Source organism: Aeromonas sp. ZOR0002 (assembly GCF_963866995.1).
Lineage (GTDB): Bacteria > Pseudomonadota > Gammaproteobacteria > Enterobacterales > Aeromonadaceae > Aeromonas > Aeromonas caviae.
Map to the genome: position 1 here is coordinate 1 of NZ_CAWMFQ010000320.1, position 21745 is coordinate 21745.

Here is a 21745-nt window from a genome sequence, read left to right on the forward strand (position 1 = left end):
AGCACAGCAGCACAGCAGCACAGCAGCACAGCAGCACAGCAGTAGTAAATTTGTTCAGGCCCAGACCGTCAAATGGGGCCCGTAAAAAAGGCGACCCGAGGGTCGCCTTTCAGCATGCTGCTGTACGGGGCTAATCGCTCTGCGTTTGCATCGAAGTCCGATTGATCAAGCCAGCTTGGTCTCCAGCTCGGCAATCTTGGCGGACCAGTAGGCCGGGCCGGTCTCATGGATGTTGTTGCCCTGGGAGTCGACCGCCACGGTGACCGGCATGTCTTCCACCTCGAACTCGTAGATGGCCTCCATCCCCAGATCGGCAAAGGCCACCACGCGCGCCTTCTTGATGGCTTTCGCCACCAGATAGGCGGCGCCGCCCACCGCCATCAAGTAGACAGCCTGGTGCTGCTTGATGCTCTCGACCGTCTTGGGGCCGCGCTCGGACTTGCCGATCATGCCGATGAGGCCGGTTTCTCCCAGCATCATGTCGGTGAATTTGTCCATCCGGGTGGACGTGGTGGGGCCAGCCGGGCCGACCACCTCGTCACGCACCGCATCGACCGGGCCCACGTAATAGATGAAGCGGTTGGTGAAATCGACCCCTTCGGGCAGTCCTTCACCCTTTTTCAGCATGTCGGCGATGCGCTTGTGGGCGGCGTCGCGGCCGGTCAGGATCTTGCCGGAGAGCAGCACGGTATCGCCGCTCTTCCAGCTGGCAAGCTCTGCCTTGGTGATACCATCCACGTTGACCCGGCGCACATTGCCACCGGACTCACGGGTGATCTCCGGCCAATCTTCCAGACTGGGGGGTGTCAGCTCCGCCGGGCCGGAGCCATCGAGTTCGAAATGCACGTGACGGGTGGCGGCGCAGTTGGGGATCATCACCACGGGCTTGGAGGCGGCGTGGGTCGGTGCGGATTTCACCTTCACATCCAGCACCGTGGTCAGGCCGCCCAGCCCCTGGGCACCGATCCCGAGCTTGTTGACCTTGTCATAGAGCTCGACCCTCAGCTTCTCTTCGGTGGTCTCGGGACCACGGGCAATCAGCTCCTGGATGTCGATGTGCTCCATCAGGGCTTCCTTGGCGAGCACCGCCGCCTTCTCGGCGGTGCCGCCGATGCCGATGCCGAGCATGCCGGGCGGGCACCAGCCAGCCCCCATGGTCGGCACCGTCTTGAGCACCCACTCCACGATGTCGTCGGAGGGGTTGAGCATCACCATCTTCGATTTGTTTTCGGAGCCGCCGCCCTTGGCCGCGATGCTCACTTCCACCTTGTCGCCGGGGATCATGTCGATGTGCACGACAGCGGGGGCATTGTCTTTGGTGTTCTTGCGGCTGCCGGCCGGATCCGCCAGCACGGAGGCGCGCAGCGGGTTGTCCGGATTGGTGTAGGCGCGGCGGGTGCCCTCATCCACCATCTCCTGGACCGTCATGTCGCTGTCCCACTGCACCTGCATGCCGATCTTGACGAAGCAGGTGACGATACCGGTGTCCTGACAGAGCGGGCGATGACCTTCGGCAGACATGCGGGAGTTGATCAGGATCTGGGCCAGGGCATCCTTGGCGGCCGGGTTGATCTCGCGGTCATAGGCGGCCTTGGCGGCCTGCACGAAATCGAGGGGGTGGTAGAAGGAGATGTACTGCAGGGCGTCAGCAATGGAATCGATAAAGTCCTGTTTTCTAATGATGCTCATATCATCCTCACTGGTCCTTGTTATCGCTTGCGCGAGCAAGGGCTTCCATATGAGCCGGGCCTTCGGCAGGTGGCAAATGCACCTGGAGCCGGCAGACTGCGGCGTGTTTTTATAACGGTGTTTTTCTTAAAAATGCCGGCGGCCATGATACGCTTGACCACCCGAACCGGCTAGGGAGCCGGGCGCAAACTGTTGCCTATGTAACAAAAAATGAAACCAAGACTGCATATCCACCATTTCGACCCGCAGGCCTCGCTCCACACCTGGTTCGCCTGCCTGCAACACCAACCCTGGGCCATCCTGCTGGAATCCGCCGGCCCCCTGGGGGCTGACAACGGTTTTGACATCATCAGCGCCGATCCGCTTGCCACCCTGGAAACCCGGGGTACCAGCACCTGCCTCACCCAGGATAACCACCAGCACCATCATGACGGCGATCCCCTCGCCCTGCTCGCCAAGACCCAGCGAGCCCTGCTCGGGGAGCGCGTTGAGGATGACTCGGGATTGCCGTTCATCGGGGGAGCCCTGGGACTCTTTGGCTACGATCTGGGTCGGCGATTCGAGCGTCTGCCCGCAGTGGCACAACAGGACATTCAGGTGCCCGACATGGCGGTCGGGATCTACGACTGGGCGCTGCTGCGAAATGTCGCGACGGGACACTGGCAACTGGCCCACTGGGGTGATGAAGCCGGCCTCGCCCGCAGGCTCGACTGGCTGATGGCGCAGCGCGAACGAACCACCCTCCCCCTTCACCTGACCGGCCCCTGGCAGAGCAACATGACGCGGGCCGAATACGGCGACAAGTTTGCCCGTATCCAGGCCTATCTGGCGGCGGGGGATTGTTACCAGATCAACCTGACCCAGCGCTTCAGCGCCCCTTATCAGGGGGATGAATGGTCCGCCTATCTCGCCCTGAGCGACGCCAACAAGGCGCCGTTCTCCGCCTTTGTCCGCCTGCCGCACAGCGCCATTCTGAGCCTCTCCCCGGAGCGTTTCCTGCTGCTCGACAAGCGCCATATCGAGACCAAGCCCATCAAGGGCACCCGGCCTCGCCACCCGGATCCCGCCCAGGATGCCAGGGTGGCCGAGTCGCTCGCCAGCGCCGACAAGGACAGATCGGAGAACCTGATGATCGTCGATCTGCTGCGCAACGACATCGGCCGGGTGAGCCGGCCGGGGTCGGTCACTGTGCCGCATCTCTTTGCCGTGGAATCCTTCCCGGCGGTGCATCATCTGGTTTCCACCATTCACGGAGAACTGGATGCGCGCTGGCAAGAAGTGGATCTGCTGCGGGCCTGCTTCCCCGGCGGCTCCATCACAGGGGCTCCCAAGATCCGGGCGATGGAGATCATCGAGGAGCTGGAGCCGGTGCGGCGCAATGCCTACTGCGGCAGCATCGGTTATCTGAGTCAGCACGGAAGGATGGATACCAGCATCTGCATCCGTACCCTGATCGCCGAAGCCGGTCAGCTGCACTGCTGGGCGGGAGGCGGCATCATCGCCGACTCCGATCCCGACGCCGAATATCAGGAAACCTACGACAAGGTGGCCCGCATCCTGCCACTGCTCGATGCCCTTTGATCCCATCCGGCCCTGCGGGGCCGACACAAGGAGACCCATGGAGATGACGAGTGCCGAGCTGCTGACCCGCTTTTTGCTGCAGCGCCCCGCCCCCGCCCATCGCCTGGCACTGGCCGGGCTCAAACCTGCCGCCGTGTTGATCCCCCTGGTGGAGCGCCCCGAGGGCCTGCACCTGCTGCTGACGCGCCGCAGCGCCGCCCTGCGCCACCACCCGGGGCAGATCAGCTTTCCCGGCGGGCGTCAGGACCCGGAAGACCGGGACCTCATTCACACCGCGCTCAGGGAAACCGAGGAGGAGCTTGGCATTCCCCCCTCCCAGATCCGGATCATCGGCAGCCTCACCCCTCTCAATACCGTCTCGCGCTACGATGTGCTGCCGGTCCTCGCCATGCTCGACCCAGGCTACGGGCTGACCCTGAGCCAGGACGAGGTGGCCCAGGCCTTCGAAGTCCCCCTCGCTCACGTGCTGGATCCGGGGCAGCACATAGCCCTGAGCCTGCCAAGGGCGGACGGACGTCACACCATCTATTGGATCCCTTGGGAGCAATCTTTCATCTGGGGAGCCACTGCCAGCATGATCCGCCAGCTTGCCCAGCACATCTCGACATAACATTCCGATAACATAATGAGGTGGGAAATTATCCAGTTAACATTCAAATAACACTGCATTTGATAAATAAAATTTGATTTTTTATTCTTTTGATCACATTTCTACAAGAAAGTACGGGTTTCAGCCGCACAAAGGTGAATTTGATCAACATTTTTGATTAAAAAGAAAGTATTCTTGCGCCGACTAATTAAAACCACACATTCGGGGTGAGACACATGTCCAATACTGTCACTGGCGCACAGGATGTTGCAGCCGCACAGGAGCAAGGAATCAGCTCGGTCCAATCTCGCGGTTGGAGTAAACAAGACACCACCTGGGTGATCAGCCTGTTCGGTACCGCCGTTGGTGCAGGCATCCTGTTCCTGCCCATCAACGCCGGCATGGGTGGCTTCTGGCCGCTGGTGGTGATGGCGCTGCTGGTCGGCCCCATGACTTACCTGGCCCACCGTGGTCTGGCGCGCTTCGTGCTCTCCTCCAAGCAACCCAATGCCGACATCACCCAGGTGGTGGAAGAGCACTTCGGCGTGGGTGCCGGTAAATTGATCACCCTGCTCTACTTCTTCGCCATCTACCCCATCGTGCTGATCTACGGTGTGGGCATCACCAACACGGTGGAAAGCTTCCTGGTCAACCAGTTGCAGATGACGCCGCCCCCGCGCTGGATCCTCTCCATCGTGCTCATCATGGCCATGATGTCCGTGATGCTGGCTGGCGAGAAGCTGATGCTGAAAGTGACCGAGTTCCTGGTCTATCCGCTCATCGCCATTCTGGCGGGCATCTCCCTGTACCTGATCCCGGACTGGACCGGTGCGGCCCTGAATGAAATGCCGAGCACCAAGGACTTCGCCACCACCCTGTGGCTGACCATCCCGGTGCTGGTCTTCTCCTTCAACCACAGCCCGGCCATCTCCAGCTTCGCCCTGGCTCAGCGCCGTGATCACGGTGAGCATGCCGTCGCCAAGTCCGACGCCATCCTCAAGCGCACCGCCATCATTCTGCTGGGCTTCGTGATGTTCTTCGTCTTCTCCTGCGTGATGAGCCTGACGCCGGCCCAGCTGGCAGAAGCCAAGTCCCAGAACATCGCCGTGCTCTCCTACCTGGCCAACCAGCATGCGAGCCCCATCATCTCCTACTTCGGTCCGCTGGTTGCCTTCGTGGCCATCGTCTCCTCCTTCTTCGGCCACTATCTGGGTGCCCGTGAAGGTCTGAAAGGGATGATCGTCCAGAACATGCGCAGCTCCGGCAAGGCACCGAACCACAAGAAGGTGGAGCTGTTCATCATCGCCTTCTTCATCCTGACCCTGTGGGGCGTGGCCGTGATCAACCCCTCCATCCTCGGGATGATCGAATCCCTGGGTGGCCCCATCATCGCCACCATCCTGTTCCTCATGCCCATGTACGCCATCAAGCGCGTTCCGGCCATGGCGAAATACCAGGGCCAGATCAGCAACGTCTTCGTGGCGACCATGGGCCTTATCGCCATCTCCGCCATCCTCTATCAACTGGTCGGCTAAGCCTTCCTGCGATACCGTCGGGCCAGCATCTGGCCCGGCGCCTCCCACAGCCCGGCAGATCTCCTCTGCCGGGCTGTGTTCGTTATGATCATCAGGTACTGGGCTCAGATGATCAGAGCCCCCTGCCCTCAAATCAGAGACAGCCCTTTCACCCACTCTCTTTCCCCTTGGTGACAGCTTGCCGCTCATATTCCTTCGCCCATGACACACGACCAAGGCGTGCTGCGTTATCCCGTCATCTACCGCACGCCATCGGCCTTGCTAGGCAGAGCATCAGAGGAGCCCCCTGTCCTTACCAAGGACGCCCGCTCTTCGGGGTTTAGCCCAGAGAGCCGACATCCCCACCCAATGGAGCCTTTCTTCAAGGCATTCAAGGAAAATTCCGGCCACAGGGCGCAGGCAAACCGCCGAGAGGGCCTTGACCGGGATTCTCGTGCAGCGACCGAAGAACAGATGACCCCTTCGGTCACCAGAGGGGATGCCACAAGCCGCCATGCTGACAGCACAAGCAGCCCGATATGCCCGGCCGAATGCAGCGCCGGGCACGTTGGTACAGGGAATGGCGTGTTGGCGGTGGCGAGAACACGAAGGCGGCCAACGGGCCCCTCCCGGGAAATCACACAGGGGGATCCGAGCACTGTCAATGCCATGACACGGCGAGAAGGTGCAGGGCGCCTGACGCCCGCGCAAATAAAAAGCGCCCTCCGAAGAGGGCGCCTGTGCAGAGCGGAACGTCTGAGGGGATCAGGCTTCGCGGCTGGGCACCGGGGCGGCATCCAGCAGGCTCTCATCCTCGGCCATGCAGGCGGCCGCAGTGAACAGCACGTCGGTGGAGCTGTTGAGGGCCGTCTCGGCGGAATCCTGCAACACCCCGATGATGAAGCCAACGGCCACCACCTGCATGGCGATGTCGTTGCTGATACCGAACAGGCTGCACGCCAGCGGGATCAGCAGCAGGGAGCCGCCCGCCACACCGGAAGCGCCACAGGCACTGATGGTGGCGACCACGGAGAGCAGAATGGCGGTCGCCATGTCCACTTCCATCCCCAGGGTATGCACCGCCGCCATGGTGAGCACGGTAATGGTGATGGCGGCGCCGGCCATGTTGATGGTGGCCCCCAGCGGGATGGAGACCGCATAGGTGTCTTCCGGCAGGCGCAGCCTCTCGGCCAGAGCCATGTTGACCGGAATGTTGGCGGCGGAACTGCGGGTGAAGAAGGCGGTCACACCGCTCTCTTTCAGGCAGGTCAGCACCAGGGGATAGGGGTTGCGCTTGATCTTCCAGAAGACGATGAGCGGATTGACCACGAAGGCGATGAACAGCATGCAACCGATCAGTACCGCCAGCAGCTGGGCATAGCCAAACAGCGCATCGAAGCCGGTCTCGGCCAGGGTGGAGGCAACCAGACCCAGGATGCCGAGCGGAGCGCAACGGATCACGGCCTTGACGATGGCGGAAACCCCGTGAGACACATCGGAAATCAGTGATTTGGTGCTCTCATTGGCGTGACGCATGGCGATACCAAGGGCGATGGCCCAGGCCAGGATGCCGATATAGTTGGCTTCCAGCAGTGCTTTCACCGGGTTGGTCACCACGTTGAACAGCAGGGTCTGCAGCACTTCCGTGATGCCCCCCGGCGGCGTGATCTCGGTAGCGCCTGCCACCAGATGCAGGTTGGAGGGGAAGAGGAAGCTCGCCACCACTGCCACGGCAGCCGCCAGGAAGGTACCCAGCACATAGAGCAGCAGGATCGGTTTCATGTTGGTCTTCTGGCCGTGCTTGTGGCCGATGATCGCCGACATCACCAGCACGAAGACCAGCAGCGGCGCCACGGCCTTCAGGGCGCCGACGAACAGACTGCCGAGCAGACCCGCCGCCTTGGCCCACTCGGGCATGAACATCGCAAGAAGGATACCGAATACCAGACCGACCAGGATCTGGCTAACCAGACTGGTGCTGTTGACCAGTCGAATGAGGGGGTGTTGTTGTGTCATCAAGTAGTCCCTGTGCACTCATGGTGCGTGAATCATTAGTCCTGTTGGCAACCAGCCCCGCGCATTGGCACCGGTCCGTTGACGGTGACGCCGTGGGCAGCTCTTCTGGTGGATCTGTCCCGTTCGCGTGGGGTTGCGGACAGGAATATCCCATCTGCCATGGTTTTTTTCCACATAATCACTGAAAAATATCAGGGTTACCTCACAAAAAATCTACAACAATGTGATAACACAATATCAACCACGGTCAAAATGTCACCAAACCAGTCCGATCATCGGCCACCACTGGGCCAGAAGTGATATGATGACGCCCTTTTTCTGGGAGCCTTGCCATGATCACCTCTTTATTGACCCGACACTTCGGCTTTGATCGCTTGCGGCCCGGGCAGGAAGCGGTGATCAGTCGTCTGCTGGCCGGCAAGAGCGCCGCAGCCATCTTCCCGACTGGCGCGGGGAAATCCCTCTGTTATCAATTGCCCGCCATCGCACTGCCCCACCTGACCCTGGTCATCTCTCCCCTGCTGGCCCTGATGCACGATCAGCTCGCCTTTTTGCGCAGCAAGGGGATCGCCGCCGCCACTCTGGACTCCAGCCAGACAGCGGAAGAGAGCCGGCGTGTGATGCAGCAGGCCAGCGATGGCCAGCTCAAAATCCTGATGATCTCGGTGGAGCGCCTCAAAAATGAGCGCTTTCGCCGCTTCATCGCCCACATCCCCCTGTCACTGCTGGTGGTGGACGAGGCCCACTGCATCTCGGAGTGGGGCCACAACTTTCGTCCTGACTACCTCAAGCTGCCGGATCATCGCCGTGAACTGGCCATTCCCCAGGTGCTGTTGCTGACCGCCACCGCCACCCCGGCCGTCATGGCGGACATGCAAGCAAAATTTGCCATCGACCGGGACGATCTGGTGGTCACCGGTTTCTACAGACCCAATCTGGATCTGGCCGTCCTCCCGCTGGCAGGCACTGCCCGCGATACCTGGCTGCGCGAGGAGCTGCACCGGGATCCGGCCGCCCCCACCATCGTCTACGTGACTCTGCAACACAGCGCAGAACAGTGCGCCGCGCAGTTACAGGCCAGCGGCATCCGGGCATGCGCCTACCATGCGGGGCTCGATCCCGCCCTGCGCAGCCAGATCCAGCGCGACTTCATGGCAGGCAGACTCGACTGCATCGTGGCCACCATCGCCTTTGGCATGGGCATCGACAAGGCCGACATTCGCCGGGTCATTCACTACGACCTGCCCAAATCCATCGAGAACTACAGCCAGGAGATAGGCCGCGCCGGACGTGACGGGCTTCCCTCCCGCTGCACCGTGCTGGCGAGCCGCGCCCAGTTGCCGGTACTGGAAAACTTCGTCTATGGGGATACGCCGGACAGGGACGCCATCGCGTACTTGCTCGATATCGTGCGCCAGAGCGGCGCCGAGTGGGAATTCAGCCTGCTGCGCCTCTCCAACGAGACCAACATTCGCCAACTGCCCCTCAAGACCCTGCTGGTCTATCTGGAGATGGCAGGGGTCATTGCACCGGCCTACAGCTACTTTGCCGAGTACCGTTTCAGGTTCGTACTGGAAAAACAGGCGATCCTCGCTCGTTTCAATTCCGAACGCCGCCAGTTCCTGGAGCAGGTCTTTGCCTGCGCCCCCCAGGCGCGCACCTGGTGCACCATGGACTTCGAAGCGCTGTGGCAGGGATACCAGGGGGAACGCCAGCGCGCCGCGACGGCGCTGGACTACCTGCAGCAGCAGGGTTGGATCGAGCTTGAAAGCAAGCAGATGACCGAGGTCTATCGGGTGCTGAGCCAGCAAATCGATACCGCGACCCTGGCCGAAGAGCTGCATGGGTTGTTTGAAAAGAAAGAGCAGAGCGAGCTGGCCCGCCTTCAGGCGCTGCTGGCCTTTTTCACCTCGACCACCTGCCTCAGCCATGAGCTTGCCCGCTATTTTGCCGACGACGCGGCCCCCGAGCGGTGCGGGCACTGTTCCGTCTGCCGGGGAGAGATCGCCGTGTTGCCGCCGCTTGCATCACCGGGCTTGCCCAACGAGCATGGTTTGCGCGCCTGGTGCGACCCGCTGATCGCCCTGTGCCATCAGCGCCATCCCAGGATCCTGACCCGCTTCCTGTGTGGCATCGCCACCCCGCTGACGACCCGTCTCAAGGCCAGGGATCTGGCCGGTTTTGGCCAGTTGGCTGACCATCCCTTCGCCGAGGTGCTGGCGGCGGTGTCAGCCCTCTATCCCGCCGGATCCTGAGCTTGCAGGTTTGGCGCCGGTCAGACGCTGAAAAAATAAGACCCTCGCGGATGCGAGGGTCAAGCCAACGGAAACGTGCTTAAACAGAGCTTAGTATCTGCACAATCACCCACTCTCTTGCTAAAGCGATGACTGCTCGACACAGGGCCAATCTAGAGCAGCCAGAATGTAGCGTCAATGTAAAAATTAGAGCAAAAACACCAAACAAACAACATTACGTTGACGTAAGCGACACGTCTTTTCACCCTCTATTCCCTGCCGCCCTTGCCCTTGCAGGCACCGCCCCCTGACAAAACAGAGCGTCACCATTTTCTCCCTCTGGCACACAAAGATTTATTTTTTATGTCTTTGACATTTGCATCACTGTCGTGGCAAAAATAATTTAACAGTCAGTAACATAGGTATGTCACTTACTGCTTCTTCCCGCACGAGGATCGGGAAGCTCCCGCACAAACTTAAACCAATGATGGCGATGGATTACTGGGGGCTGTTGACTAGGCTTAAGAGGTAAACAGAACAAAAGTAGTGATCCACTCTTTTTCAGGGCAAGCGACTATAACGAGGGCTAAGTTATGGGCATCTTCGAGCACTATCAACAGCGGTATGAGAAGGCCAGAGAGGAGGAGTACAGCATCCAGGAGTTTCTGGATATGTGCAAACAGGACAAATCCTGCTACGCCTCTGCCGCCGAACGTCTGCTGACCGCCATCGGCGAGCCGGAAATGATCGACACCTCGACCAATCCACGTCTCAGCCGTCTCTTTTCCAACCGCGTCGTCGCGCGTTATCCCGCTTTCAAAGACTTCTATGGCATGGAAGAGGCCATCGAACAGATTGTCTCCTATCTCAAACATTCCGCTCAGGGCCTGGAAGAGAAGAAACAGATCCTCTATCTGCTCGGACCGGTTGGCGGCGGTAAATCCTCGCTGGCAGAGAAACTCAAATCCCTGATGCAAAAAGTGCCCATCTATCGCATCAAGGGCTCACCGGTGAACGATCACCCCTTCTGCCTGTTTGACATCGACGAAGATGGCGAAATCCTCGAGAAGGAGTACGGCATCCCTCGCCGTTATCTGCGCCCCATCATGTCTCCCTGGGTCGCCAAGCGCCTTCACGAGTTTGGCGGCGACATCACCAAATTCAAGGTGGAGAAGGTAAACCCCTCCATCCTCGATCAGATCGCCATCGCCAAGACCGAACCGGGGGACGACAACAACCAGGACATCTCCTCCCTGGTCGGCAAGGTCGATATCCGCATGCTGGAACACTTCGCCCAGGATGATGCCGATGCCTACTCTTACTCCGGTGCGCTGTGCAAGGCAAACCAGGGGATGATGGAGTTCGTCGAGATGTTCAAGGCGCCCATCAAGGTGCTGCACCCGCTGCTGACGGCGACACAAGAGGGAAACTACAACGGTACCGAGGGGCTCTCCGCCCTCCCCTTCGACGGCATCCTGCTGGCCCACTCCAACGAATCCGAGTGGCAGCAGTTCCGCAACAACAAGAACAACGAAGCCTTCCTCGACCGTGTTTACATCGTCAAGGTGCCCTACTGCCTGCGCGTCTCGGAAGAGGTGAAGATCTATGAAAAACTGCTGTTCAACAGCGAGCTGACCGAGGCCAAATGCGCACCGGGTACTCTGGAGCTGCTGGGCCAGTTCTCGGTGCTGTCGCGGCTCAAGGAGCCGGAAAACTCCAGCCTCTATTCCAAGATGCGAGTCTATGACGGCGAGAGTCTCAAAGACACGGACCCCAAGGCGAAAAGCTATCAGGAGTACCGCGACTATGCGGGGGTTGACGAGGGCATGAACGGCCTTTCCACCCGTTTCGCGTTCAAGATCCTCTCCCGTGTCTTCAACTTCGACCACGCGGAAGTGGCAGCCAACCCGGTGCACCTCTTCTATGTGCTGGAGCAGCAGATAGAGCGCGAGCAGTTCCCGCAAGAGCTGCACGATCGCTATCTGGAGTTCATCAAGGGTTACCTGACTCCGCGCTACGTCGAGTTCATCGGCAAGGAGATCCAGACCGCCTACCTCGAGTCGTATTCAGAGTACGGTCAGAACATCTTCGATCGCTACGTCACCTACGCCGACTTCTGGATCCAGGATCAGGAGTATCGTGACCCAGAAACCGGCCAGCTGTTTGACAGAGCGTCTCTCAACAGCGAGCTGGAGAAAATTGAAAAACCTGCCGGGATCAGCAACCCGAAAGATTTCCGCAACGAAATCGTCAACTTCGTGCTGCGTGCCCGGGCCAACAATGCAGGCCGTAACCCCAACTGGACCAGTTACGAGAAGCTGCGCACCGTGATCGAGAAGAAGATGTTCTCCAACACGGAAGAGCTGCTGCCGGTTATCTCCTTCAACAGCAAAACCTCGGCTGAGGAGCAGAAGAAGCACGATAACTTTGTCGAACGGATGATGGAGAAAGGCTACACCCGCAAACAGGTGCGGCTGCTCTCCGAGTGGTATCTCAGGGTACGCAAGTCATCCTGACCCTGCCGTGTTCAAGGGGGAGTTATGGCGCATTTTATCGACCGCAGGCTCAACGGCAAAAACAAAAGCGCTGTCAATCGGCAGCGCTTCATCCGCCGCTACAAGAAGCAGATAAAACAAGCGGTCTCGGATGCTGTCTCCAAGCGCAGCATTCAGGACGTGGACAAGGGCGAGAGCATCAGCATCCCGACCAAGGACATCGGGGAACCCCATTTTCATCAGGGTCATGGCGGCAAACGGGAGATGGTGCATCCGGGCAACGACCAGTTTGTCTCCGGTGACAAGATTGACCGGCCCAAAGGGGGTGGCGGCGGCCAGGGGAGTGGCGAGGGCCAGGCCTCGGATCAAGGAGAGGGCGTCGATGATTTCGTCTTCCAGATCTCCAAAGACGAGTATCTGGACTTGCTGTTCGAGGATCTGGAACTGCCGCGGCTGCAAAAGACCCAGCTCAACCAGCTGATGGAGATGAAGACCTACCGGGCTGGCTACACCTCCAACGGGGTGCCTGCCAACATCAACGTGGTGCGCTCCCTGCAAAATTCGCTGGCGCGGCGCATGGCGCTGCAGGCAGGCAAGAAACGTCAGTTGCGTGAACTGGAGGAGCGCCTGGCCCAGCTGGCTTGCGAGCCCAACGACCATTTCGCCGAAATGGCGCAACTTGAAAAAGAGATCAGGGAGCTGAAGCGGCGGATCGATGCAGTCCCCTTTATCGACACCTTCGACCTCAAGTTCAACAACTTCGTCAAACGGCCCGTCCCCTCGAGCCAGGCGGTGATGTTCTGCCTGATGGACGTTTCCGGCTCCATGGATCAGGCTACCAAGGAGATGGCTAAGCGTTTCTATATCCTGCTTTATCTATTCCTGAGCCGGACTTACAAGAATGTCGAGGTGGTCTACATTCGCCACCACACCCAGGCCAAGGAGGTGGACGAGCACGAGTTCTTCTACTCCCAGGAGACCGGCGGCACCATCGTCTCCAGCGCGCTCAAGATGATGAATGACATCATCAACGAACGCTATCCCGCCAACCAGTGGAACATCTATGCGGCGCAGGCATCGGACGGTGACAACTGGGCCGATGACTCACCCCAGTGCAGGGAGATCCTGATGCGCGACATCATGCCGCGGGTGCGTTACTACTCCTACATCGAGATCACTACCCGCGCCCACCAGACCCTGTGGCACGAATATGAGGCAGTGGCAGAGCAATACGCCCACTTCGCCATGGAGCACATTCGCAAGGTCGAGGACATTTATCCGGTGTTCCGGGAATTGTTCAAGAAGCAAGCGGCTTGAGGGTTCACATATGGTAGAAACCGCAAGAAAGATAGCGCCACTGGATGACGGGCCTGACTGGAACTTCGATCTGCTGGAGACCTATCACCAGGAGATCGCACGGGTCGCCCGCTTCTACAAGCTGGACACCTACCCCAACCAGATCGAGGTGATCACCGCAGAGCAGATGATGGATGCCTACTCCAGTGTCGGCATGCCCATCGGTTATCAACACTGGTCATTCGGCAAGCGCTTCATCCACACCGAGCGCAACTACAAGCGCGGCCAGATGGGACTGGCCTACGAGATCGTCATCAACTCGGACCCCTGCATCGCCTATCTGATGGAAGAGAACACCATGCCGATGCAGGCGCTGGTCATGGCCCACGCCTGCTATGGTCACAACTCCTTCTTCAAGAACAACTATCTGTTCAAGGCCTGGACCGATGCCTCCTCCATCATCGACTACCTGTTGTTTGCCAAGAACTACATCACCGAGTGCGAGGAAAAACACGGCATCGATGCGGTGGAGAAACTGCTCGACTCCTGCCATGCCCTGATGAACTTCGGGGTGGATCGTTACAAGCGGCCCCAGAAGATCTCTCTGGCCGAGGAGAAGCGACGCCAGAAGGCACGGGAAGATTATCTGCAAACCCAGGTCAACGAGCTGTGGCGTACCCTGCCCAAGCAGCACAAGATTGCCGGGGTGGAAGACAGGCGCTATCCTGCCGAGCCTCAGGAGAACATCCTCTATTTCATCGAAAAGAATGCCCCCCTGCTCGAGCCCTGGCAGCGCGAGGTGGTGCGTATCGTGCGAAAGATCAGTCAGTACTTCTACCCGCAGAAGCAGACGCAGGTGATGAACGAGGGCTGGGCCACCTTCTGGCACTACACCATTCTCAACCATCTCTATGACGAGGGAAAAATCAGCGATCGCTTCATGCTGGAGGTGCTGCACAGCCACACCAACGTCGTCTATCAGCCCCCCTACAACAGCCGGTATTACTCGGGGATCAACCCCTACGCCCTTGGCTTTGCCATGTTCACGGACCTGCGTCGCATCTGCGAACACCCGACCGAGGAAGACAGATACTGGTTCCCCGATTACGCTGGCACCAACTGGGTCGAGACATTGCATTTCGCCATGCAGAACTTCAAGGACGAAAGCTTCATCAGCCAGTTCCTCAGTCCCAAGGTAATGCGCGACATGAAGCTCTTTGCCATCGATGACGACGATCTGAAGAACTACCTCAAGGTGTCCGCCATTCACAATGAAGAGGGCTACCGGCTGGTGCGTAGCACCCTGTCCGCTCAATACAACCTGAGCAACCTGGAGCCCAACATTCAGGTCTACAACGTGGCAGTGAAAGGCGATCGCTCCCTGACCCTGCGCTATGTTCCCCACAACCGCATCCCCCTTGGCGAGTCACGCCACGAGGTGCTCAAGCATCTGCATCAGCTGTGGGGCTTCGATGTGGTGCTGGAGCAGGACAATGGCGAGCTATCCGCAGATATCATCGGCCGTTGTCCGGACCGCAAGAGCATGACCTGACGTCAGTACCGGGCATAAAAAAACGCGCCATCAGGCGCGTTTTTCTTGGATCAGGGCAATCAGTTGTCACACAGGTTGCTTGGCATGTCCTGACGCAGACGGGTCCAAAGCTTGCCAGACTCGATGCCGTACTGGCGCACCGTCATGAACACGGCTTCGTGATCCTTGGTTTCGGCCAGCTTGCGCAGCGTCTTGTAGTAGGCATCTGCGGTTTCGCGCGCCTGCTTGTCCGAGAAGTAGTAGCGGCCAACCCGGCTGTACAAGCCCTTGAAACCATTGAGGATCAAGGCATAGATGGGGTTGCCCGAGGCAAACGAAAGCTGGTGATGCAAACGGTAGTCGAAGTCCGCATAGGCCTCGGCCGTGTTCTCCACATCATCGGCACCACGCAGTATCTCGGCGGCCTGTTCCGGGTTGTTGCGAATGGCGCCACGGATGAAGATGGTGCAGATGTTGGTCCGGGCAGAGAGCAGCTGTGCCACCAGATCCGGCACCTTGTCCTGATCGAGACGCGCCAGGGTCTCCAGGATGTTGAGACCGGAGGTTTCCCAGAAATTGTTGACCTTGGTCGGTTTGCCATGCTGGATGGTGAGCCAGCCATCACGGGCAAGGCGCTGCAACACTTCACGCAAGGTAGTGCGAGTCACGCCGATCAATTCGGACAGCTCGCGCTCCGCCGGCAGAATGGATCCAGGAGGAAAGCGATTGTTCCAGATGGACTCGATGATGTATTCCTCGGCAAACCCGGCAGGGCTTTGCGCTTTAATGACCATGTAATGACTCTGTTGTAGTGCGTAAAAAGGCCCCCGAATAATAGCAAAGCCGGTCATGCTGGCAAGCAGAAGGTCGGTCCTCTGCTCACATTACCCCGATCTTTTTGTTAAGAATATGTATACAGCAACAAGTGGGGAGTCAACCAACACCAAATGATGGGGATATAAGCGTTTGCTCGCTGGGCAAGTTCAGCGAGCTTATTTATAGTTATCGCTCCCTTGATTAAAATCATGTGCAATCAATCTGATACAGGTGAATATCCGGATGTTCGGCTCGGGTCGGGCTCGACTGCATAGACGCAGATATCAACAACAGAACAGAGAACCATCATTATGCCAATCAGCCTAGGGCGCGCGTTTACAAAGAACTTTTTGGGCAATGCTCCGCAATGGTACAAAATTGCCATCGTTCTATTCCTGCTGATCAACCCGATCATTTTCTACGTTGATCCCTTCCTGGCCGGCTGGCTGCTGGTTGTCGAGTTTATTTTCACCCTGGCCATGGCCCTCAAGTGCTATCCGCTGCAACCGGGTGGACTCCTGGCCATTGAAGCCGTGCTCATCGGCATGACCTCCGCCAACCAGATAAAGCATGAGCTGGTGGCCAATATCGAAGTGCTTCTGCTGCTGGTCTTCATGGTGGCCGGCATCTACTTCATGAAGCAGTTGCTGCTCTACGTCTTTACCAAGATGCTGGTGCGCATCCACTCCAAGACGTTGCTTTCTCTCGCCTTCTGCCTGGTGTCTGCCTTCCTCTCCGCGTTCCTTGATGCCCTGACCGTGATCGCCGTGGTCATCAGCGTCGCAACCGGTTTCTACGCCATCTACCACAAGGTGGCCTCCCGGGATGAGTCCGGCAATCTGCATCATGATGACGAAGAGATTGACGAGCTCTCCCGCCAGCATCTGAACGAGTTTCGTGCCTTCCTGCGCAGCCTGATGATGCACGCCGCCATCGGTACCGCCCTGGGGGGCGTCTGCACCCTGGTCGGCGAACCCCAGAACCTCATCATCGGTGAACAGGCGGGGTGGCACTTCGGTGAATTTGCCATTCGCATGGCGCCAGTCACCATCCCGGTCTTCATCTGCGGCCTGCTGACCTGCATCCTGGTCGAAAAATTCCGCTGGTTCGGTTATGGCGCCCGCTTGCCCGAGCCCGTGCGTCACATCATGGAATCCTACGAGCGCGACGAAGACGCACAACGTACCCCGCAGGACAAGGCCAAGCTGATCGTCCAGGCGCTGATTGCCACCTGGCTTATCACGGGTCTTGCCCTCCATCTGGCTGCAGTTGGGCTGATCGGCCTGACGGTCATCGTGCTCGCGACGGCGTTCACCGGCGTGACTGAAGAACACGCGCTTGGCAAGGCATTCCAGGAGGCTTTGCCATTCACCGCCCTGCTCACCGTCTTTTTCAGCGTGGTGGCGGTCATCATCGATCAACAGCTGTTCAAGCCGGTGATCCAGTGGGTACTGGCTGCCAAGCCGGAGGATCAGCTTGCCCTCTTCTACCTGGCAAACGGTCTGCTCTCCATGGTCAGTGACAACGTCTTCGTCGGCACCGTCTACATCAACGAGGTGAAGACCGCCCTGATCAACGGCGCCATTAATCGCGAGCATTTTGATCTGCTGGCCGTGGCCATCAACACCGGCACCAACCTGCCGTCGGTCGCCACCCCCAATGGCCAGGCCGCATTCCTGTTCATGCTCACCTCGGCCCTCGCTCCCCTGCTGCGCCTCTCTTATGGCCGCATGGTCTGGATGGCGCTGCCCTATACCCTGGTGCTGGGGCTTGTCGGCTTTTTCTCCGTGGAACTGCTCCTCGGTCCTGCAACCGAATGGTTCTATCAGGCTGGGTGGTTGCTGGATCATGGGGCACAGCCACTGCCCACCCCGTCCACACACTGATTATGAAAGGGGCTGTTCGGCCCCTTTCTTTTCAGATGGGGCTCTGCTCTAATTCAGCCACTATTTTTCTCTGAGAGATCAATCAGATGATCGAGTATCTTCGCCGCATTGCCAGTCACCGTCTGGCCTGGGGATTGCTGGCAGCCTCCGCTTTCGCGCTGGAACTCTGCGCCCTCTTCTTCCAGCACGTGCTGGGTTTGCACCCTTGCGTGATGTGCATCTATGAACGTATCGCCCTCCTCGGCGTGCTCACGGCCGGCCTCCTCGGCATGGTCGCGCCAGAGCGCTGGTACCTGCGCTGGAGTGCCATGCTCCTGTGGGGTTACAGCGCCTTCTGGGGCCTGAAACTGGCGCTCAAGCACGTGGATTACCAGATGAACCCCTCCCCCTTCAACGTATGCGAGGGATTTGTTGACTTCCCTGCCTGGGCACCACTGGATAAGTGGGTTCCCTGGATGTTCTACCCGGACGGCGACTGCAGCGAGATCAGCTGGCAGTTCCTCGGTTTCTCCATGCCGCAGTGGCTCGTGGTCATCTTTGCCGCCTACCTGCTGGTGTTCGTCATCGTGGCTGCTGGCAACCTGATAAAAGGGCGCTGCTGCAACTAGTCGTTCACTCGACCATAAAAGGGAGCCCATGGCTCCCTTTTTATCTCCTCTTTATCGCCTCACGACCCCATGCCCAGGGGGCCGGGTCCCCTTCTACCTGTTCTGCCAATGAAAATGAAGTGACTGCCTGTGGGTGTGCATCATCGTAACAAGCCACAAGCGGGTCAAATGCCACTCAACCTACCAACAAGAAGGGAGCCATAGGCTCCCTTGTTTCATGTCGTGCACGGCGATGTCACGCGCCTTCGGAGGTGGCCTTGCTGGCACTTCTCCTGGCCTTCACCATGCCGATCACCATGGGCAACAAGGAGACCGCGATGATGCCGAAGATGAGCAGGGTAAAGTTGTGGCGCACTACCGGCAGATTGCCAAAGAAGTGGCCGGCATAGACGAAGGAGAGCACCCACAAGAGCCCCCCCACCAGGTTGAACGCCAGGAAGCGGGGATAGGTCATGGCCCCCATGCCCGCCACGAAGGGGGCGAAGGTCCGCACTATGGGCAGGAAACGGGTGATGATGATGGTCTTGCCGCCATGCTTGGCATAGAAGGCATGGGTCTTGACCAGATAGTCCCGACGAAAGATTTTGGAATCGGGGTTGCGAAACAGCTGCTCACCGAAGAAGTGGCCTATGGTGTAGTTCACCACGTTGCCGAGCACCGCGGCGATGATCAGCACGGCGGCCAGGGTGTGCACGTCCAGCACGCTGCCCACGGTGAGGGCACCTGCAGCAAAAAGCAGGGAGTCCCCCGGCAGGAAGGGAGTCACCACCAGCCCGGTTTCACAGAAGATGATGAGAAACAGGATGGCGTATACCCAGACGCCATAATTCTCGAACAGCTCTTTCAGATGCACGTCAACGTGCAGAATAAAGTCGATGGCAAAGAGGATCAGATCCATTTTTTGGTACCCATGAAGTGAACGGCGTGGAGTCTACGCCAATGAGACCTGGCTCACAATCTCCCCATGGTCCCCTTTTTCGAACTCCATGAAGGGAGTCATTCAATCCCCCTTCTTTTTCCCTTTCCCTGAAAGTAGGGTTCTGCTCACTCGGCCTTGTCCAGAGCGGCCAGCACCTCGCCGGGCAGGCATTTCTCCCAGCCCCACAAGAGGAGCAGCAACAGGGTCGCGTCGTCGAGCCAGCCAAGGAGAGGCACCACATCGGGGACAACGTCCACCGGGCTGATGCCATAGAGCAGGATAAGGATCACCAGCCCCTTCGCCCACCAGGGTGTGCCTGGGTGGCGAAAGCCCTGATAGAGGCGGCGCAAACGCCGCCAGATGAGCCAGCGTCTGGCGCTCATGACGCGATCAGCTCGCCGCGCAGCCGCTGGATCTGATCCCGCAGCGCCGCCGCCTGTTCGAACTCCAGATCCCGCGCATGCTGGAACATCTGCTCTTCCATCCGCTTGATCTCCTTGCTGATCTCGCTGGCAGAGCGGGCATGGTACTCCCCTTGCGGTTCGGCAGCCTTGCGACTCCCCTTGCCGGCCTTGCCCGCCGTACGGCTGCCCCCCATGTCCATCACATCGCCGATGGCCTTGTTGAGCCCCTTCGGCACGATGCCGTGTTCCAGGTTGTGGGCGTGTTGCAGGGCGCGGCGCCGCTCGGTCTCTTCGATCGCGACCTTCATGGAGTTGGTGATGGTATCCCCGTAAAGGATCACCTTGCCGTTGAGGTTGCGCGCTGCCCGGCCGATGGTCTGGATGAGGGAGCGGGTGGAACGCAGGAAGCCCTCTTTATCCGCATCCAGAATGGCCACCAGGGAGACCTCCGGCATGTCGAGGCCTTCGCGCAGCAGGTTGATGCCCACCAGGACGTCAAACTTGCCAAGGCGCAGGTCGCGGATGATTTCCACCCGCTCCACGGTATCGATGTCCGAGTGCAGATAGCGCACCCGTACCTCGTGATCCGCCAGGTATTCGGTCAAGTCCTCCGCCATCCGCTTGGTCAGTGTCGTGACCAGCACCCGCTCCTCCACGGAGACCCGCTTGCGGATCTCGGAGAGCAGATCGTCCACCTGGGTGCTGACCGGTCGCACTTCCACCTCGGGATCGAGCAGGCCGGTGGGACGCACCACCTGCTGCACCACGTCACCGCCGGACTTCTCCAGCTCATAGGGACCCGGGGTCGCCGAGACGAACACCGTCTGGGGCATCAGCGCCTCGAACTCGTCGAACTTGAGGGGCCGGTTGTCCAGCGCCGAGGGAAGACGGAAGCCGTACTCCACCAGGGTCTCCTTGCGGGATCTGTCCCCTTTGAACATGGCGCCGATCTGCGGCACCGTGACGTGGGATTCGTCGATGATGAGCAGGCCGTCCCCCGGCAGGTAGTCAAACAGGGTGGGCGGCGGCTCACCCGGCGCGCGACCGGAGAGGTAGCGGCTGTAGTTCTCGATACCGGAGCAGTAACCCAGCTCCTGCATCATCTCCATGTCGAACTGGGTGCGCTGGCTGATGCGCTGCTCCTCCACCAGCTTGTTGAGGCTCATCAGCTGCTCGCGCCGCCCCTTGAGCTCCTCCTTGATGTGCTCGATGGCACCCAGGATGGTCTCCCGCGGGGTGGCGTAGTGGGTCTTGGGGTAGATGGTGTAACGCACCACCGTCTGCTCGATGGCGGCGGTCAGGGGATCGAACAGGGAGAGGCGTTCTACCTCTTCATCAAACAGCTCCACCCGCAGGGCCAGCTTGTCCGATTCGGCGGGGTAGATGTCGATCACCTCCCCCCGCACCCGGAAGGTGCCGCGCTGGAAGGCCATGTCGTTGCGGGTGTACTGCAGTTCGGCGAGGCGGCGCAGGATATCCCGCTGATTGATCACGTCCCCCACTTTGAGGTGCAGCATCATGCTGAGGTAGGCCTGGGGATCCCCCAGACCATAGATGGCCGACACTGAGGCGACGATCACCACGTCGCGCCGCTCCAGCAGCGCCTTGGTGGCTGACAGCCGCATCTGCTCGATGTGATCGTTGATGGAGGCATCCTTCTCGATGAAGGTGTCCGTGGTCGGCACATAGGCTTCGGGCTGGTAGTAGTCGTAATAAGAGACGAAATACTCCACCGCGTTGTCGGGGAAGAACTCCTTCATCTCCCCGTAAAGCTGAGCCGCCAGGGTCTTGTTGGGGGCCAGGATCATGGTGGGACGATTGAGGGTCGCGATGACGTTGGCCATGGTAAAGGTCTTGCCCGAACCGGTCACCCCGAGCAGGGTCTGATGGGCCAGTCCCGACTCGATGCCATCGAGCAGCTGGGCGATGGCCCTCGGCTGATCCCCGGCGGGTTGAAACTGGCTGGCCAACTGGAATAACTTGCTCATGACAACTCCCGGCAAAAAACGGCAAGGGAGCAGTGTACCCCGAGTTGAAGGAGCTGGGTATCCGCTCCCCCTCCCTGATGGCTATTGACCCCGAAATACGACCTCTGTATGATGCACCTCCTTGCCTGATGTTCCCCCGTAGTTCAGTCGGTAGAACGGCGGACTGTTAATCCGTATGT

Annotated in this window: 15 protein-coding genes; 9 read left to right on the plus strand and 6 right to left on the minus strand. The window is 59.3% G+C overall.

The features are described from left to right. Window positions 1–165: 165 nt before the first annotated feature. Window positions 166–1689, minus strand: a complete 1524-nt coding sequence (locus AACR77_RS17165; RefSeq protein WP_042878584.1) for a fumarate hydratase — start codon at window positions 1687–1689, stop codon at window positions 166–168. 210 nt (window positions 1690–1899) lie between these two features. Here AACR77_RS17165 and pabB point away from each other — a divergent pair, with 210 nt between their 5' ends. The 3 genes from pabB to AACR77_RS17180 all read left to right on the plus strand — a co-directional run bounded on the left by pabB (window position 1900) and on the right by AACR77_RS17180 (window position 5394). Beyond that, window positions 1900–3270 carry an aminodeoxychorismate synthase component I gene (gene pabB, locus AACR77_RS17170; protein ID WP_052224749.1) on the plus strand — a complete coding sequence of 457 codons (1371 nt, stop codon included), beginning with the start codon at window positions 1900–1902 and terminating at the stop codon, window positions 3268–3270. A gap of 43 nt (window positions 3271–3313) precedes the next feature. Beyond that, on the plus strand, window positions 3314–3880 hold the full coding sequence (locus AACR77_RS17175; RefSeq protein WP_029314598.1) for a CoA pyrophosphatase: 567 nt from the start codon (window positions 3314–3316) through the stop codon (window positions 3878–3880). Window positions 3881–4095: 215 nt separating this feature from the next. Continuing rightward, the gene (locus AACR77_RS17180) at window positions 4096–5394 is read left to right on the plus strand and encodes a serine/threonine transporter (RefSeq protein ID WP_029314600.1); all 1299 of its coding nucleotides are present in this window, start codon (window positions 4096–4098) and stop codon (window positions 5392–5394) included. Between the two features lie 744 nt (window positions 5395–6138). Here the strand turns inward: AACR77_RS17180 and sstT are convergent. Next, window positions 6139–7389, minus strand: coding sequence for a serine/threonine transporter SstT (gene sstT, locus AACR77_RS17185; protein ID WP_042878586.1), 1251 nt, complete (start codon window positions 7387–7389; stop codon window positions 6139–6141). A 332-nt stretch (window positions 7390–7721) separates the two neighbouring features. Here sstT and AACR77_RS17190 point away from each other — a divergent pair, with 332 nt between their 5' ends. The 4 genes from AACR77_RS17190 to AACR77_RS17205 all read left to right on the plus strand — a co-directional run bounded on the left by AACR77_RS17190 (window position 7722) and on the right by AACR77_RS17205 (window position 14966). Next, window positions 7722–9644, plus strand: a complete 1923-nt coding sequence (locus tag AACR77_RS17190; protein WP_042878588.1) for a RecQ family ATP-dependent DNA helicase — start codon at window positions 7722–7724, stop codon at window positions 9642–9644. A gap of 572 nt (window positions 9645–10216) precedes the next feature. Beyond that, window positions 10217–12139, plus strand: coding sequence for a PrkA family serine protein kinase (locus AACR77_RS17195; RefSeq protein WP_010674903.1), 1923 nt, complete (start codon window positions 10217–10219; stop codon window positions 12137–12139). Between the two features lie 24 nt (window positions 12140–12163). After that, window positions 12164–13435: a YeaH/YhbH family protein gene (locus AACR77_RS17200; protein ID WP_010674904.1), complete on the plus strand. Its 1272-nt coding sequence runs from the start codon at window positions 12164–12166 to the stop codon at window positions 13433–13435. Window positions 13436–13445: 10 nt separating this feature from the next. Further along, the gene (locus AACR77_RS17205; protein ID WP_042016549.1) at window positions 13446–14966 is read left to right on the plus strand and encodes a SpoVR family protein; all 1521 of its coding nucleotides are present in this window, start codon (window positions 13446–13448) and stop codon (window positions 14964–14966) included. A 59-nt stretch (window positions 14967–15025) separates the two neighbouring features. Here AACR77_RS17205 and fadR read toward each other — a convergent pair whose 3' ends face one another. Beyond that, complete coding sequence (gene fadR, locus AACR77_RS17210; RefSeq protein WP_010674906.1) at window positions 15026–15739, minus strand: fatty acid metabolism transcriptional regulator FadR; 714 nt, start codon at window positions 15737–15739, stop codon at window positions 15026–15028. 333 nt (window positions 15740–16072) lie between these two features. Between fadR and nhaB the strand changes: the two genes are divergently transcribed. Further along, the gene (gene nhaB, locus AACR77_RS17215) at window positions 16073–17647 is read left to right on the plus strand and encodes a Na(+)/H(+) antiporter NhaB (protein ID WP_039040867.1); all 1575 of its coding nucleotides are present in this window, start codon (window positions 16073–16075) and stop codon (window positions 17645–17647) included. Window positions 17648–17733: 86 nt separating this feature from the next. After that, window positions 17734–18255, plus strand: a complete 522-nt coding sequence (gene dsbB, locus AACR77_RS17220) for a disulfide bond formation protein DsbB (protein ID WP_010674908.1) — start codon at window positions 17734–17736, stop codon at window positions 18253–18255. A 235-nt stretch (window positions 18256–18490) separates the two neighbouring features. Here dsbB and AACR77_RS17225 read toward each other — a convergent pair whose 3' ends face one another. The 3 genes from AACR77_RS17225 to uvrB form a co-directional block, all read right to left on the minus strand. Further along, a complete protein-coding gene (locus tag AACR77_RS17225; RefSeq protein ID WP_010674909.1) occupies window positions 18491–19153 on the minus strand; it encodes a DedA family protein in 663 nt (220 codons plus the stop codon). A gap of 146 nt (window positions 19154–19299) precedes the next feature. Beyond that, window positions 19300–19557, minus strand: coding sequence for a DUF1232 domain-containing protein (locus AACR77_RS17230; protein ID WP_010674910.1), 258 nt, complete (start codon window positions 19555–19557; stop codon window positions 19300–19302). Further along, window positions 19554–21566 carry an excinuclease ABC subunit UvrB gene (uvrB, locus tag AACR77_RS17235; RefSeq protein ID WP_042878591.1) on the minus strand — a complete coding sequence of 671 codons (2013 nt, stop codon included), beginning with the start codon at window positions 21564–21566 and terminating at the stop codon, window positions 19554–19556. The genes AACR77_RS17230 and uvrB overlap by 4 nt, the downstream gene beginning before the upstream one ends. Window positions 21567–21745: the final 179 nt, after the last annotated feature.

What these genes read in the sequence shown, in the direction of transcription:
- AACR77_RS17190 (WP_042878588.1), top strand. Translation starts at nt 7,722, where the DNA reads ATGATCACCTCTTTATTGACCCGACACTTCGGCTTTGATCGCTTGCGG.
- AACR77_RS17180 (WP_029314600.1), top strand. Translation starts at nt 4,096, where the DNA reads ATGTCCAATACTGTCACTGGCGCACAGGATGTTGCAGCCGCACAGGAG.
- AACR77_RS17230 (WP_010674910.1), bottom strand. Translation starts at nt 19,557, where the DNA reads ATGAGCGCCAGACGCTGGCTCATCTGGCGGCGTTTGCGCCGCCTCTAT.
- AACR77_RS17200 (WP_010674904.1), top strand. Translation starts at nt 12,164, where the DNA reads ATGGCGCATTTTATCGACCGCAGGCTCAACGGCAAAAACAAAAGCGCT.
- AACR77_RS17175 (WP_029314598.1), top strand. Translation starts at nt 3,314, where the DNA reads ATGACGAGTGCCGAGCTGCTGACCCGCTTTTTGCTGCAGCGCCCCGCC.
- fadR (WP_010674906.1), bottom strand. Translation starts at nt 15,739, where the DNA reads ATGGTCATTAAAGCGCAAAGCCCTGCCGGGTTTGCCGAGGAATACATC.
- AACR77_RS17165 (WP_042878584.1), bottom strand. Translation starts at nt 1,689, where the DNA reads ATGAGCATCATTAGAAAACAGGACTTTATCGATTCCATTGCTGACGCC.
- AACR77_RS17205 (WP_042016549.1), top strand. Translation starts at nt 13,446, where the DNA reads ATGGTAGAAACCGCAAGAAAGATAGCGCCACTGGATGACGGGCCTGAC.
- AACR77_RS17195 (WP_010674903.1), top strand. Translation starts at nt 10,217, where the DNA reads ATGGGCATCTTCGAGCACTATCAACAGCGGTATGAGAAGGCCAGAGAG.
- AACR77_RS17225 (WP_010674909.1), bottom strand. Translation starts at nt 19,153, where the DNA reads ATGGATCTGATCCTCTTTGCCATCGACTTTATTCTGCACGTTGACGTG.
- pabB (WP_052224749.1), top strand. Translation starts at nt 1,900, where the DNA reads ATGAAACCAAGACTGCATATCCACCATTTCGACCCGCAGGCCTCGCTC.
- nhaB (WP_039040867.1), top strand. Translation starts at nt 16,073, where the DNA reads ATGCCAATCAGCCTAGGGCGCGCGTTTACAAAGAACTTTTTGGGCAAT.
- uvrB (WP_042878591.1), bottom strand. Translation starts at nt 21,566, where the DNA reads ATGAGCAAGTTATTCCAGTTGGCCAGCCAGTTTCAACCCGCCGGGGAT.
- dsbB (WP_010674908.1), top strand. Translation starts at nt 17,734, where the DNA reads ATGATCGAGTATCTTCGCCGCATTGCCAGTCACCGTCTGGCCTGGGGA.
- sstT (WP_042878586.1), bottom strand. Translation starts at nt 7,389, where the DNA reads ATGACACAACAACACCCCCTCATTCGACTGGTCAACAGCACCAGTCTG.